Origin of the sequence: Campylobacter sp. W0014, assembly GCF_020135975.1 — a bacterium.
Taxonomy (GTDB): Bacteria; Campylobacterota; Campylobacteria; order Campylobacterales; family Campylobacteraceae; genus Campylobacter_D.
Genome location: NZ_JACHTR010000029.1, coordinates 1 through 13,760, shown reverse-complemented (window position 1 = coordinate 13,760; position 13,760 = coordinate 1). Strand labels below are relative to the sequence as shown.

The window sequence follows — 13,760 nt, the reverse complement described above, 5'->3', positions numbered from 1 at the left end:
TTCCTCTTGTTTTGCTTTTTTTGCCGCTTCTTCTGCGATTTTTAAATTCGCTTGTAATTGATCGTAAGCTTTTTTAGCTTCTGCATTCATTGTCATTTGTTTTCCGCTTATTGCTTCATACCCATCTTGAGATAGTTTTAAAACCCCTTCTACTCCCTCTTTTATATACCAAAAATCAAGTTTTGAAGTTATCTTTGCTCCTAAAACACTTCCATTTGCCTCTAAAGCTTCCATTTGGCTTTTGATGTTTGTAACATAATCATTTAATTCTTTAGCACTTTTATTTTCTAACTTTTTTGCCGATGTTTTTTCCAAAGCTTTATCAAAATTAGACCAATTTGAATAAATCTTTTCTATCATTGTTAATAAAGCCGTAAGTCCCACAGTAGGTCCTAAGCATTTTATAAAACTTAAAGCAGAACTTGCTAGTTTTCCCATAGTGCCTTTAATAGTCGCTAACATAGGATTTCTTTTTAAAATGGTTTCATTAATCAACGTTTCGTTTTTGTAGATTTGTTGTTGTAGAGTTTTTATTTGATCATAGGTTTTGATGGATTGATCTGTAAAAATAGTTTTTGTTGTATCCAGTCTTGTTTGTTTTGAAGAAGAAGTTACAAAAACAGCAGGCCTTACACTATCTGCCTTTATACCTCTTAATCTTTCCAAATCACTAAGCGTTTCTTTAAGTCCTGCAACTCTAAATTTTAAATTTCTTTGTTCATTTATAAGATTGATCATTTCTTTTTGTTTTGCGATTAAATCACTATAATCTTTTCTCATATTTACAATAAAGGGTAAGTTTTTTATCGTGTTAAAAGTTTTAAAACCTGCATAGACAAGTCCTATATTGATTGCCAAATCCTTGCAAGATATCGCAAATTCAGTAATGCTTTTAATACCAGCTTTTATCTCTTTCTCATTATCTTTGATATAAGTATTTATGTCAATGAGTGAGTTTTTAAGAGCATCAAAAATAGGTTTTGAAAGTTCAGCCTGTAACATTTGGATATTGGCTTCAAATTTTTGCATTTGCTTTTCATAGGTTTGGGTGGTGTAATCTGTATATTTTGTGAGTTCTTTTGTTTTTTCTATGAAAAGATCATAAAGTTTTCCATTTTTCTTTGCTTCAGCCATTGCATCGTTTGTAATTCCTAAGCTTTCAGCAAAACGTCTTAAATCTCCGCTTGCACTAAATACACCCGCTCCTAAGCTATCCATAGTCATTGAAAGTTGCTCTGTGCTCATGGAAGTATTTGAAATTGCTATCAAAATACTTTCAAAAGCTTTTTTAGCTTCATCAAAATTCATATTATTTAAGGCTGTAGAAGCAAAGGATTGAAACATGCTTGCTAAATCTTGCAAAGAATAGCCCGTTTTGGTGTGTAAATCGTTAAATTCTTTAAAGGTTTTTTCACTGCTTTTTGTAGCGGCTTGCCACTTTTGAAGTTGTGAAATTGCTTTGCCCGTAGCATCTACGTTTGCATGTGTGGTTGCTGTAATGAAAGCCAGTTGTGTTTTTGCAGTTTCAAAGGATTTACTCGCATCAATAAAAGAGCTTCCAAAATCTTTTATATCTAAAAATAAATTTTTATAACCTTGATAAGCTTGAACTAAATGTGCATTCATATCTAAAATGCTTTTTGAAAGACCTAAAAAGCTTTGTTCTGTTTGTTTTAAATATTTTCTTGTGTTTTGTGTTGTTTGGTTTAAACCGCTAAAACCTTTATTGAGTTTTTGAACACTAACAACGCCTTCATTTGTATCTACACTAATACCGACTTTTACATTTTTTGCCATTTATACTTCCTTTAGTTTGGTTTTGTTAGAATTTATAAAAGGAGTTTGAAAAATATGTTTTATAGTTATGCACCCCTTAGTTTTGGTGGTTTTGTATTTTTGCTGTTTGTCTTTTTTCTTATGCGAAAAAAAAGTAAAAGACTTTTTAAAGCCCAAGCTTTTAATGAAGAATATGAAAAATACAAAGATGAGCTTTATAAGTTTAAAAATGCAGTAAATGAATTTGCAAAAACAAAACAAACAAAAAGCGTTCTTATGAGTGCATTCTGTTTGCATTTTGCAGTGCAAAATAATATTTTTAACAAAGATTTCACAAAACAATTTAAACAAATCTTGCAAGATTATCCCAATGAAAAAGAATTTAATATAGAAATCAATCATTTTTTATCCTAAAAATTTCAAAACATCTTCTTGAAGTTTTTTGATATCTAAATTCTCTTCGTTATTTTGCTGGGTATGTTTTGATTTTAAATGAGTGCTTAGCAAAAATTCATCTTGACTGCATTTAACACCCATAAATGAGGCTAACATACTCAACAAAATATTCATTTGAATTTCATTTTTTTCACTTGCTAAGGGTTCATGGCTGAAAAAATACATCCACTCATTAAATTCAGCTTGTGTGATGGTTCTTTCAAGTTCGCCCACGCTACGCCCAAGAGCAAGGGCGAGGCGATATTTTAATCGTCCTTGCTCTCTTGCTTTGGTGCTTCATTTGTGAATTTTAAAATCTCATCTGCAAGTTGTGCAAAAACCTTTAAGCCCTCTTGATTTAGATTGTCGAAGGTTTTTTCATCCACCTTTGGATCAAGTAAAGCAGTGAGTATAATATCTTTTCTAAAATTAGAATTTTTCTTGATAAGATCAAGGCTTATTTCTTGATTTTTTTCTTTATTTTGATCTTGCAATTCGATTTTATTTTTTTCCATAATCTCTAATTGCTCTACCATAGAAAGCTGACGGATTTTAAATTTTTCATCTATACCTTCAATTGAAATTTCTTTTTCTCCTAAAGAGTGTTGTTTTAAAAAGTCATTGAATTTCATTTTTTAGCCTTTTGTTTTAATGTGGTAGTAAAGGTATTGTTTAAAAAGCTTTGCTCTTCTGCTTCACTGGCTACGCCTGAGGTTGCATCTATAGTGTATTTTTTACGCGTGTCGCCATTGGCTGGATAGGTGAGGCTCAAAGGATTTGGATAAAAATAAATCGTTTTACCTTTTTTATCTTCATAGACTTGATCTTTTACAGGTTCATTCTTAGTCTCATGGATAGCATCACTTTCTTTTTGCCATTTAGCTTCTGCTTCTTTTGTTGTGATAAACTCTTCTTTTTCATTAAAGGTTTGTGTGTTAGGATTTGGCACAACTCCGCGAATAGCATCAAAAACATAAACCAATCTTTCATCATTTATTTCAGGTTTAGCTAGTGTGCTTTCTTTGGCATAATAATAAACTATTTTACCTTTTTTATCCTCCAAAACATCTCCTACTTTTAAAGCTTTTGTAGTGTGTTCTACCTCTTCGCCTTCTTCAAATCTAAAAGGCGTAATGTCTTTTGCTTCACCGATTTTTTCAGCGGTAATATTTGCACTGAATTTGTTATTAGCTTCGCTTTGAAGTTCAAAGCCTGTGAGTTTCATTTTTATTTTAAGTGTGGTTTTTCTCTCATCATTGACCTCAACGATAATAAATACTTCTTCATTGTCTTCAAAGGCTTTTTCAAGATAATGCACCCCTTCATAACTTTCAACTTTGCCATCTTTTACAAATTTATAAAGCAAATTAAGATTTATCGTAGCGGATGTTTTTTTACCTACGCTATTAATCTCTTCATAGTCTCTATCATTTATAGGGCTTAGCTTTTGGCTTTCTCTTGTTCCGCCTTTAAGTCCTGAAATGCTTGTTAGAAATCCTGCTTGAATAGGTTCTTTGTCTGCAGCTTCCATTGCACGAGATAAAACTAAAATTCTAAGTCCCTGCACGTCTGGGGCGTCTGTAACGATTTTGTCTTTTGACATGATTTCTCCTTATATAAGTAAATATAAGGAGATTTTATAAAAAGTTTGAGGCGTTAAAGTGCGTGTTAGCGTGTTTTAACTATTAACCATAACTAAGCTACTCATTTTTTATCCTTTTCTCAAGTTTATTAATGCGTATCTCGCACACTCCTACCCAAGCAGCCAAAATATTGAAGAAGATAGCAAAAATCAAGAAACTATAAGAATTTTAGCACCAGAGCAAGTCAAATATGTTAAAAAAAGGTCAATTATTTGCTTTAATTATAGTTATAATAGGTTTTACTTTTAGTGCTTTTTGCATATTTGGGTTATCCTTGGTTAAGCTTAGCAGGAATTATTACTTCAATAGGCGTCATAAGCTCACAATTTTTGGGGCAAAAACAAAAAAAATATTACAAACAATAAGTAAGAAAAACATTGCTGCTATAAAATCCGCTTTCCTCGTCTTTATCTTCTGTGTTAAATAATATTTCAATCGGTTTTTTTTGAAATTGTAAAACAAAAATTTCTATTTTGCGTTTTAGTTCTCTTAATTCTTTGTATTTTGGAGTATAAAGGGTTAAATTAATTTCTAATTCTTTGTTTAAAATCTTATCATCTATGCTTAAATTTAATTCTTCATGGCTTATTTCATAGATTAAAAACGCCTTTTCTAATTTATCTTTAGATCTGGAAATAGGATATATTTCAATATCTAAAAAGTCTTTTAATTCTTTTAAAAAATGACTTAAAAAATCTTGCATCTTAAAAACCTAATTTATTTAATTCAACATCTAATTTAATCTCTACGAGCTTTTCTGCCTTTGGATCTACTTTATCTCTTGCATTTTGCATTGTGTAAGTTCCTTCTACAAAGGTTGTTTTACCACTTGTATTGGTTTTACCTTTTTGGCTCTTTTTTATCCCGCCTTTATGATAAAATCCATATTCTATAAACCTAGCATAGTAAGCACTTGCAAAATAATCTATTTTTTGTTTTTTATCATTTTTCTTTTCTTGCGTCCATTTTTTCTTTTTTGCTAGTTTTTCATAACGTTTTTGAGATACTTTTTTCATCATAAAAACAACTGAAGCGGCACGATAGACGCCTTTTTGTAAAGTATAGCTTGGAACTGCTTTTACACTTTGTTTTAAAAGTCCTGTTCTTTTTGGGATATTGCGTTTATATTCTTTGGTGATTTCTTTTGCAACTTCTAAAGCGGATTTTTTAGCAGCATTGGGTAAAGCTTTTTTATTTATATTTGCTAAACCTTGCATTAATTCATTTAAACCTTCTACCTTAAGCATTATCTTTTTCCTTTTGAGTGTCTTTTTGATCTATCTTAGAAAGATTTAGCGGAATAAGATGATCGTTTCCATTGTCGATTGGGTTCATTTCTTCTAAGGCTCTAACTTCATTTATACTCATCACACCATTACTTAAAGCTTTGGTGTAACTTTCCCATCTTGAAGAACTATCAGCTCTTAAAATGGCATTGATATTGAATTTAAAATAAAATCTACCCCATTCTTCTTTGCTTAATAAAAAACGATTTAAGGCTTGTTCGATTTTAGTAGTTAAAGGAGTGATGGTTTGCACCATATAATTGGTTTCTTGTTGCTCGATATTTGAAAAAGTCGCTCTTGAAAGATCGCCTAGCTTGTGAGGTGGGATATTAAAAAGCCTTGCAATTTCTATCACTTGAAATTGTTTGCTTTCTATGAATTGACTATCTTTGTTTGCACTTGTAGTTTGTGTGTAAGTAGCCCCGCTTTCTAAAATGGATATATTGTAAGCCTTTTTTTGATTGTAATTTTCTTTAAATGAGGTTTTTAGTCTTTGATAAGCTTCATTACTTAATTCTGTTGGGATGGAAATCACCCCACTTGTAAAACTTCCATTTTTAAAAAAACTTAAGCCGTGTTGCTCTATAGCTGATGCGAGTTCGGCCGTATTTTTACTTTTTCTAAGGGGTGCTATACCTAAAACACCATCTTTTGTATGATAAGGAACGTTGACAACCTCATCGTAATTTAACACTATACTTTTATTATTTGAATAAGCTTGATAATAATACTTTCCGTTTTGTTTAAAAAGGTTTATGTCTTTGTGTTCTAAAAGCTCTATGGAATGAATTTGTCCGTTTCTTTTTCTAAGTGGATATAAAAAGCCATTTCCATAAATCAGCATTTGCACCATAAAAGCTTCAAAAAGTGTAAAAGGTGTCATGTTTTCATTGGGTGCTATTTTTATAAGATGAAACAAGGGGTGATTTGTAGCAAGTTTTGATCCATCGCTTGTTTTTTGATATAAATTTAAAGGAAGACTTGCTATGGTTTCGCTTATATTTGAAATCGCAGCAATGACTGCTGAAAGCTCCTCAGCTTTTATTTTGTCATTTAATAAAAAATCAATTCCATTTACAAGCTCATCGCTTCTTTTTTGCTTTTTTAAAAATAATGATCTTAATTTATCAAACATGTAAAAAACCTTTTACTTTTTTGTATATTTTAAAAAAAGTTTGAGGCGTTAAAGTGCGTTTTAGAAAAAATGTTATAATTAAGAAATCATAAGGATTGTAAAACTTTAAAGCAGGTTTTAGACTTCTTCTGATTTAGGAAATTTGGCTCACAATGTGGGTTACCCCGTCTTAGTGCGGGGATTTATCTTGCTTCCAAACTGATTAATTTACAAAAACCTTATACCTCTTGTTTCATAAACGCTTGATTTTGGTTTTTCTATGCTGTTTTTAGTGGCGATTGCAGTTACTAGAGCTGAAATTGCGTCTATTCTTTCGCTCGATCTTTTCTTATCAGGTTTTATGTTTTCTCTTGCGTCTTTATCTACGACTAAATTTGAGTTACACCATCTTAAAATAGGGTTTGCATTATGATTTAAAGTTTGTTTTAAAACTCTGATTTGATATTCTTTTAAAGGTTCGCTGATGGTAGCGAAACCTTGTCTTATTTGAACACATTCTAGATTTTCTTCGCCTAGTTTTTTGGCTACCTCGTGAGAATTCCATGGATCATAACCTATCATTTTGATTTTAAGTGTTTTATTTAAAGCTATAATATCCTCAATCAAATAATCATAATCGACACTATTACCAGGCGTTAGGGTTAAAAATCCTTGCCTTGCCCATTCTAAATAAGGAACTTTATCTCTTCTGCTTCGTTCTCTTGCGCTAAGTTCTGGAGCGTAAAATTTAAAATCTATGTGTAAAATTTTATTCACTTCACAAATCATAGCAAGAGCGGTTAAGTCAGTGGTTGCTGAAAGATCTATTCCTAAATAAACATCTTTGCTTAAATCAAGCTCTCCTAAATTGCATTTTATAAAATCATCATCTTTGACAAAAGCTCCTGTATTTGAAGTCCAGATATTTAAATGTTTTGTTTTAAAACTTACCTCATCTTCTGCGTTATTTTTGGCTTTTTCAAAATATTCTCTTAATTTTTCAATTTTTACTCCATAGCCCAAAGCGGGATTTACCTTTATCCAAGTTTTCTCATCTTGCCAATCATCATTTTTATCAGGTTCATAAATTTTGGCATAAGTTGAAGGATCGTTTATAATCCCGCTTTGAACTTTTTTACAATAATCGTATTGTTTTTTCATTTCTCCGTTTTGATTATAACCTGCAGTTGAAATGACTATACAAAGCGAATTAGATCTACTTGCTGTGCCTTCTTCTAAAACTTTATACAAGCTTCCATCCTTTGCAGCATGAAGTTCATCATAAATAAAAACATAGGGTCTTAAGCCGTCCTTTGTCTCACTTGATGCTGTTAATACCTTGATAAAATCTTCAAATTTAGCATTTTTTTTGCGTATTTCTCTGTAGGTTTTGTATTGATAGCAAATTTCGTTAAGTTCTTTCTCTTGACTCACCATAGAAGAGGCAGCGTTAAAAACTAATTTTGCTTGTTCGGTTTCATTTGCCGCACAATATATTTTTTTACCTTTTTCTTTATCTATAAAAAGAAAGTAAAGTAAAATAGCACCTATAAGCTCTGTTTTACCATTTTTACGTGGTATAAAGAGTAAAGCGTAAGAATAACGCCTTGCTTTTTTTTCTTTAGAATAAGTAGCGATAATATCTATGATAAACTCGATTTGAAAATCTAAAAGTTGAAAAGGTTTGCCTGCAAGATCTCCATCAGTATGTTTTAAAAGTGAAATAAATAAAACGGCGTTTAGTGCGGTTTTTTCATCGATATAAAATGGTGAGTTTTGAAATTCATTATTTTTTATTTTTATGTATTTTTTTGCGTATTCTAGTATGTTTTCTCTTGATCTTAATTTGATTTCATTCATTTTCTGTCTCGTTTAAAAGAATATCAAATGTTGAATTTTGTTTGTTTTCTTTTGGATTTACTCTTACTCTATTTGGTGCTCCAATTCCCAAATTTTTTGCCAATCCTATAATGTTTTTTGTTAAAGAATTAAAAGCGGTAAATTCGGGTGAAATTATAGGCGTTCCTTTATCACTTATAACATAAAAACCTTTATTTTCTATCTCTTTACTAGAACATTCAAACAAAATAAGATTTTTAGCATAAACCTTGATGATGTCATTTTCTAAAGGATCGTAAATCCCCAAATTTTCTAATTCGTTAATAGTTTTTTGCGTTAATTCTTGCTCGATGTCACTTAAATTTAGTTCTTTTTGAGGTGTGGTTTGTTCCTGTGCTTTTTTAGTTTGCTTTGATTTTTCTTTGATAGTATTATCATCAATATATAAAATCACCTTGTTTTGTTTAGAATTATGATGATTTTCTTCTTGTCTTTTTTTGGCTAGTCTTAAAATCTCATCTTTTGGGTAAGGTTTAGCTTTTCCTTTAAAAACCTTAACACCATTTTTCTTTAAATAGCGACTTAAATATTCTTTGGATTTGATATTGAGTATTTGCAAAACCTCATCGATATTTAAAAATTCTTTTGACATTTTCAACCTTTTTTATTTGAATTTTAAAAAAAGTTTGAGGCGTTAAAATGTGTGTTAGTCAAATAGAAATAAAAAATTAAGCTTTTTGATATTTTTTTTAAAAAATTAAAGACTAAAAATAAAGATTTTGCAAGGGTTAGATAAAATTTTCATTAGTTAATTTGTTGGTTAAGTATAACGTAGTGTAAAAATTTAGCTCACATTTTTTCAAGTCTGCCGTTTCGGTGTATTTTTTTTGGCTTCATAGAGATTTACACCCCTACCCCTTAAGCTCTTTTTTAGTTTTTTCATTATGGCATTTTATGCATAGACTTTGAAGATTGTCTTGATTTAACCTATTGCCACCCTGCTTAATTGGAATGATATGATCTACAATCTTGGCAAGTTTTCCACAATTAAAACAAAAAGGATTTTTATTTATAAAAATTGTTCTTAACTTTCTCCACTCTGAACTATTGTAAAATTTTGCACTCTCTTTGTTTCTTTTAAATAAATCATAATTTTTATTTATAGTTTTCTTATAAGCTTTGTTGCATTCTTCACATTTTCTTATGTGTGTTTCTATCCTTCTTCCACACTTGCAAAGCTTATAAGTTGTCATTTTTTATAAAATCCTATTTCAGTCTTTTTTGTAATCTTTACTTTAAATTCATAATTAAAACTTTCATAAGGTTTTATTACATAACAATCGTAGTTAATCTCTAATAATCTAACAAACCATTCAGGTAACAAAACAAAATAATTGCTCCCTACCTGTTTAATTTTGAAACCACTTCTAATATCATTTACATTTCTGTAAAAATTATCATACAAACCTATATTAGTTGCAAAAGTTTTTACTGGAATTGCATTATTAATAATATCATCTTTGTTAAACATTTTATATTCTTTGATAAGTTGAAAGGTAGCTTAATAAAGTTCTTCTTAGATTGATAATTTTAAAATAAAAAAACTAATAAAAATATTAATCTAATATAAACTTTTAGTTATTTATGGAACACTTATTGCTCTTACTAAGAAACCAAAGTTTAAAAAAATACTTTGATAACTTTTTTCTAAAAACCTATTTGTAAAAGCTAACTGATAAAATTTATCCTACCTAATTTCATCGGATTTTAATAATTTAAGCTATTGTTTTTCATCGGATTTTAAGCAATAAAAAACATACTTATTTTAATCGGATTTTAATTTTAGAAAAATTATTGCTTTTATTTTTAAAAATCTATTGACCTATTTATTGACTTTAATTAATTTATAAAAAATAAAATATTGTTTTATAATATTTAAATAGATATTATTCAAATCTCGCTAACCGCACCATTTATACTATAAACTACTATAAGTAAATATAAACTGCTATAAATATCAAACTCAAAAAATATTTATAAAATAGGACTTTGAAGCTATTTGAAACCTAAATTAAAGTTTTTTCCGTTAAAATCTATTTTGAAAAATTTTTCCTAACTTTTATCCTAACTTTTTATTTTTAAATCAAAAAGTTAGGATAAAATCAGTTCAAGGAGTCAATTCTTAATGCTTACACAAAAAGATATAAGTAAATATTAGTCCAAAAGCTAAAAAATTTTTAGTTGGCGATGGTGATAATTTATTTGTTTTAGTTTATCCTAGTGGAAACAAATCTTTTGTTTTTGATTATAAAGATCCAAAAACAAGAAAACTGAAAAAGAGTGACTTTGGGACAATTTCCGCAAATGTCAATTAAAGAAGCTCGAGATAGAAAAAATGAGATAAAAATTTCTTTAAAAAACAGTGGAGAAGTGTAAAAGAAAGAATAGAATGTGCGACAAGCTTTAGAAATATTACTGAGCAATATTTCACCCAAAGAAATGATATAACAAAACGTACTCTCAATGAATCTATTAAAAGGATAGAGAATCATTGTTATGATCTTATAGGCGACATTCTTATCAGCTCTATCAAAATAAGTGATATTTTAAATATACTTGAAAAAATTAAATTACAAAAAAAATCTGAAGTTGGTAAAAAAATATTCACAACACTAGATTCTATACTAACCTATGCGGTTAATAGAGAAATAATTGAAAATAATGTTATGTTTGGTATAAAAAGAAAAGATCTTATTTATAATAAAAAACAACTATCGCAGAAATTTCAAAGGTTAAAGAACTAATTGAGAATATTATTCATGTTCAATGTGATATAAATACAAAAATGGCAATTTTATTATGACTTCTTACTGCTCAAAGAAGTTTTACTATAAGAAGTGCAACTTGGAATGACATTGATTTAGAAAATGGTTTATGGAATATATCTGTCTCAAAAATGAAAATGAAAAAAGCGCATTATATACATCTAAGTGATCTTGTGGTACGATTATTAAAAGAATATAGACAAATAAGTCATCACAAATTTTTATTTAAGTCTATTAGAACAAAAAAGAGAGGTGCTCCACTAAATGAGATTTTAAGCGACAATACAATAAGAATGGTATTTAAGAGAATGGGATATTCAAATGAAGAATTTACTCCGCATGGCTTCAGATCTATGTTTAATACCCTAGCTCATACAGAGAAAATAAAGTTAAAGCTTCGTATAATTTTGCTCAAAACCTAAAATAGAGAAAAGATTTAATGCAATGGTATAGTGATTATTTGTGTGAAATATGCCCAAAATTAAAAGATTTTGTTTTGCTTGATTTTATATAATATGTTAGTTTTAGAAGATTTAAAAAAATCTAAACTCATATTCTACTTTGTAGAATATTTTTGATTAGAGGTTTTTAAAAGAATTATTTTATATACAATAAATAGAGCAATAAAAAATTACATATAGAAATATATTCGCAAAAATAGCTTTACAAATTAGTCCATATTTATTTTAAGAAGTGCCAATATTAGAAATTTAGAATGGAGTGAGATTGATTTTAAAAACTCAAAGATAACTATACCTGCAAATAAAATGAAAGGAGGTGAAGATTTTATCATACCATTAAGTGGAAGCGTTGTAAAGTTGTTTGAATTTATCAAACCTTTTTCATTTTATCATTCAAAATATGTTTTTCCAAGTGATATAAGCAAATCTAAAACCATGAGCGAAAACACATTGAATCAAGCTATTAAAAGATTGGGTTTTGGTGAGGAAATGGTTTTTCATGGTTTTAGAACAACGGCTTCAACCTTACTTTATGAATTTAAAAATCTTCATAGACAAGATAATGAAGTCATAGAATTATGTTTAGATCATAGAGAAAGAAACAAAGTAAAGGCTACTTATAACAGAAGTTTAAGATTAAACGATAGGAAGTTTTTAATGCAATGGTGGAGTGATTATATCGATCAATTAAAAGGAATACCATGAATAATGATAAAAAAATATGGGAGGGAGGGATTGAGTTTCTCCAGTTTTTTTAATGAGCAAAAGAATAGAAATAAATTAATCAAGGAATTAATTGAAAAGCTATATTTGTTCTCAAAAACAAATAAAAATGAACAGAAAATTCAAATTCTGATTCAAATTTACAAAGAAATCTACAAATACAATAAAGATTCTACTTTTGATATTGAAGATATCGAATGCAAAGAGGAAGATATTCTTGAAGATTTATATTTTCTACTTGCAAATATTTTCACATTTCCTATAGAGCTAGTTTTATCAAGAATAGCAAGGTTTATAAAAACTCTTGGAGGTGAACCTGAGTTTTTATTAACTGAAATAAAATAAGCAAAATATTAGAGCAGACTTTATTTAAAGCCTGCTCTAATACATAAAATTTCACTCTCCAAGTAATGCTGCTTTTATGATATCATTTGTTGCCTTAGAATATATAGTAGAAGTGTCTCAATATCTTTTGAATAACCACAAGATTAGTTCCTTGTGCAGTTAATTTCATTGATAAAGTATGTCTTAATAAATGAAGTCTTTTTTAACTATTGAAGCCTTTGCGTAAAATATTATTAACAATTAAAAAAGTATTGCTTCTATTTAAAAGTTTTCCCATTTGTTTGTATAATAAATTCATTATTTCCAATCTTTTCACTAAAATATTCAAGCTCGTCATCTATTTCTTTTCTTCCTATATAAGCAAATTGTTCTTTACTGTCTTTACCTATTATAGATATTTTTAACATTTCATTATCTACTTCTTCAAAATCACACAATTTAACATTAACGCTTCAGAAATTCTAAGTCCTGTGCAAAGCATAAGCTTAATTAAGAGAGAATTTCTAAAACTATTATAATCTTTTCTTTTTCTAAAGCCTTAATTAATCTAAAAATAAGGCAATTTATTTTTATCCTCTTGTTAAGAACTAACAAAAAATTATAGCTTTTTAAAGTAATGATCTAAAAAGATTTTTATTTTTCAATCCTAATATTAACTAGAAAAATAATTCTAATTGATGTAGGATCCTCCCTATCCCGCATTTACGCGTGGGAGGTATATCATTATAAAATATATTTTTGAGATACAATTTTTTAGTCGAGATTTTAAGATAAAATAATAATTAAGCTTTACCTTCTCTCCAGTCATCACTTCCGCTAGTTCCAGCAGCAGTATGCTCCCAAACTACTTTTCTATAATTCATTGAAACTTTTAAAAGTTCTGTTTTATCATGATTACTCGCATCTTGTGCATTTGGCATTATCAATTCAATATTTGTAATGATTGCATCTTCCAATTTTGTAGTAAAAAAGTGTTCAGACCCACCGCTTGTTGCAGTTCTAAACCAATGAACTTCGACTGTTGGAAGTCTTTCTCCTTTGGTAAGTGCATTATATAACAAAGGCACGGACTTATTTAATGAGCAAGTAAAAGAAAAGGGCTTATGAACTCTTTGTCCAGAAGGTTGTCCACTTTGCTGATCAACAGGTACGGTTACAATATGAGATACTTCTTGAGCCATGATTTCATCTTCATGACCCGATTTATATCTAAGTATTGATATTAATTATCTGTTTTTATTTTTTAAGGAAGAAATGATGTTTAAGAAAATATGTAATTTTTTAAAATCAAAATTGTTTATAACTGTATTCCT

General features: G+C 28.9%; 15 protein-coding genes and 3 pseudogenes. 5 read left to right on the top strand and 13 right to left on the bottom strand.

Features of this window, described 5'->3' with window-relative positions:
* A pseudogene (locus H2277_RS07915) lies at window positions 1-1,797 on the bottom strand (hypothetical protein); the annotation flags it as partial.
* Between the two features lie 54 nt (window positions 1,798-1,851).
* Here H2277_RS07915 and H2277_RS07910 point away from each other — a divergent pair.
* The gene (locus H2277_RS07910; protein ID WP_337201785.1) at window positions 1,852-2,190 is read left to right on the top strand and encodes a hypothetical protein; all 339 of its coding nucleotides are present in this window, start codon (window positions 1,852-1,854) and stop codon (window positions 2,188-2,190) included.
* On the opposite strand, the gene H2277_RS07905 is transcribed toward H2277_RS07910, so the two are convergent.
* The 10 genes from H2277_RS07905 to H2277_RS07860 form a co-directional block, all read right to left on the bottom strand.
* Window positions 2,182-2,445 (bottom strand): hypothetical protein, encoded by a 264-nt coding sequence (locus H2277_RS07905; RefSeq protein WP_337201784.1) that lies wholly within the window; start codon window positions 2,443-2,445, stop codon window positions 2,182-2,184. The genes H2277_RS07910 and H2277_RS07905 overlap by 9 nt on opposite strands.
* Before the next feature lie 32 nt (window positions 2,446-2,477).
* Complete coding sequence (locus H2277_RS07900) at window positions 2,478-2,843, bottom strand: DNA repair protein (RefSeq protein ID WP_337201783.1); 366 nt, start codon at window positions 2,841-2,843, stop codon at window positions 2,478-2,480.
* Complete coding sequence (locus H2277_RS07895; RefSeq protein WP_337201782.1) at window positions 2,840-3,814, bottom strand: hypothetical protein; 975 nt, start codon at window positions 3,812-3,814, stop codon at window positions 2,840-2,842. The genes H2277_RS07900 and H2277_RS07895 overlap by 4 nt, the downstream gene beginning before the upstream one ends.
* Before the next feature lie 392 nt (window positions 3,815-4,206).
* Window positions 4,207-4,557, bottom strand: a complete 351-nt coding sequence (locus H2277_RS07890) for a hypothetical protein (RefSeq protein ID WP_337201781.1) — start codon at window positions 4,555-4,557, stop codon at window positions 4,207-4,209.
* A gap of 1 nt (window position 4,558) precedes the next feature.
* Entirely contained in the window at window positions 4,559-5,101 is a 543-nt protein-coding gene (locus H2277_RS07885) for an HK97 gp10 family phage protein (protein WP_337201780.1), read from the bottom strand.
* Entirely contained in the window at window positions 5,094-6,275 is a 1,182-nt protein-coding gene (locus tag H2277_RS07880; RefSeq protein WP_337201779.1) for a phage portal protein, read from the bottom strand. The genes H2277_RS07885 and H2277_RS07880 overlap by 8 nt, the downstream gene beginning before the upstream one ends.
* A 207-nt stretch (window positions 6,276-6,482) precedes the next feature.
* On the bottom strand, window positions 6,483-8,114 hold the full coding sequence (locus H2277_RS07875; protein WP_337201778.1) for a terminase TerL endonuclease subunit: 1,632 nt from the start codon (window positions 8,112-8,114) through the stop codon (window positions 6,483-6,485).
* The gene (locus H2277_RS07870) at window positions 8,107-8,745 is read right to left on the bottom strand and encodes a P27 family phage terminase small subunit (RefSeq protein WP_337201777.1); all 639 of its coding nucleotides are present in this window, start codon (window positions 8,743-8,745) and stop codon (window positions 8,107-8,109) included. Before H2277_RS07870 ends, H2277_RS07875 begins: the two co-directional genes overlap by 8 nt.
* Window positions 8,746-9,004: 259 nt before the next feature.
* Window positions 9,005-9,346, bottom strand: coding sequence for an HNH endonuclease signature motif containing protein (locus H2277_RS07865; protein WP_337201776.1), 342 nt, complete (start codon window positions 9,344-9,346; stop codon window positions 9,005-9,007).
* Complete coding sequence (locus H2277_RS07860; RefSeq protein WP_337201775.1) at window positions 9,343-9,624, bottom strand: hypothetical protein; 282 nt, start codon at window positions 9,622-9,624, stop codon at window positions 9,343-9,345. Before H2277_RS07860 ends, H2277_RS07865 begins: the two co-directional genes overlap by 4 nt.
* Window positions 9,625-10,537: 913 nt before the next feature.
* On the opposite strand from H2277_RS07860, the gene H2277_RS09325 reads away from it, so the two are divergent.
* From H2277_RS09325 to H2277_RS07850, 4 genes and pseudogenes are all read left to right on the top strand, one after another.
* On the top strand, window positions 10,538-10,897 hold the full coding sequence (locus tag H2277_RS09325) for a phage integrase central domain-containing protein (RefSeq protein WP_407928568.1): 360 nt from the start codon (window positions 10,538-10,540) through the stop codon (window positions 10,895-10,897).
* A 77-nt stretch (window positions 10,898-10,974) separates the two neighbouring features.
* Window positions 10,975-11,340 (top strand): annotated as a pseudogene (locus H2277_RS09320) (tyrosine-type recombinase/integrase); the annotation flags it as partial.
* A 255-nt stretch (window positions 11,341-11,595) separates the two neighbouring features.
* Window positions 11,596-12,084: a site-specific integrase gene (locus H2277_RS07855; protein ID WP_337201786.1), complete on the top strand. Its 489-nt coding sequence runs from the start codon at window positions 11,596-11,598 to the stop codon at window positions 12,082-12,084.
* A gap of 3 nt (window positions 12,085-12,087) precedes the next feature.
* Window positions 12,088-12,447 carry a hypothetical protein gene (locus H2277_RS07850; RefSeq protein WP_337201774.1) on the top strand — a complete coding sequence of 120 codons (360 nt, stop codon included), beginning with the start codon at window positions 12,088-12,090 and terminating at the stop codon, window positions 12,445-12,447.
* 257 nt (window positions 12,448-12,704) lie between these two features.
* On the opposite strand, the gene H2277_RS09315 is transcribed toward H2277_RS07850, so the two are convergent.
* Entirely contained in the window at window positions 12,705-12,884 is a 180-nt protein-coding gene (locus tag H2277_RS09315; RefSeq protein WP_407928567.1) for a hypothetical protein, read from the bottom strand.
* 345 nt (window positions 12,885-13,229) lie between these two features.
* A pseudogene (locus tag H2277_RS07840) lies at window positions 13,230-13,658 on the bottom strand (Hcp family type VI secretion system effector); the annotation flags it as partial.
* Window positions 13,659-13,760: the final 102 nt, after the last annotated feature.

What these genes read in the sequence shown, in the direction of transcription:
- H2277_RS07880 (WP_337201779.1), bottom strand. Translation starts at nt 6,275, where the DNA reads ATGTTTGATAAATTAAGATCATTATTTTTAAAAAAGCAAAAAAGAAGC.
- H2277_RS07885 (WP_337201780.1), bottom strand. Translation starts at nt 5,101, where the DNA reads ATGCTTAAGGTAGAAGGTTTAAATGAATTAATGCAAGGTTTAGCAAAT.
- H2277_RS07875 (WP_337201778.1), bottom strand. Translation starts at nt 8,114, where the DNA reads ATGAATGAAATCAAATTAAGATCAAGAGAAAACATACTAGAATACGCA.
- H2277_RS07895 (WP_337201782.1), bottom strand. Translation starts at nt 3,814, where the DNA reads ATGTCAAAAGACAAAATCGTTACAGACGCCCCAGACGTGCAGGGACTT.
- H2277_RS07890 (WP_337201781.1), bottom strand. Translation starts at nt 4,557, where the DNA reads ATGCAAGATTTTTTAAGTCATTTTTTAAAAGAATTAAAAGACTTTTTA.
- H2277_RS07910 (WP_337201785.1), top strand. Translation starts at nt 1,852, where the DNA reads ATGTTTTATAGTTATGCACCCCTTAGTTTTGGTGGTTTTGTATTTTTG.
- H2277_RS07860 (WP_337201775.1), bottom strand. Translation starts at nt 9,624, where the DNA reads ATGTTTAACAAAGATGATATTATTAATAATGCAATTCCAGTAAAAACT.
- H2277_RS07900 (WP_337201783.1), bottom strand. Translation starts at nt 2,843, where the DNA reads ATGAAATTCAATGACTTTTTAAAACAACACTCTTTAGGAGAAAAAGAA.
- H2277_RS07865 (WP_337201776.1), bottom strand. Translation starts at nt 9,346, where the DNA reads ATGACAACTTATAAGCTTTGCAAGTGTGGAAGAAGGATAGAAACACAC.
- H2277_RS07850 (WP_337201774.1), top strand. Translation starts at nt 12,088, where the DNA reads ATGATAAAAAAATATGGGAGGGAGGGATTGAGTTTCTCCAGTTTTTTT.
- H2277_RS07870 (WP_337201777.1), bottom strand. Translation starts at nt 8,745, where the DNA reads ATGTCAAAAGAATTTTTAAATATCGATGAGGTTTTGCAAATACTCAAT.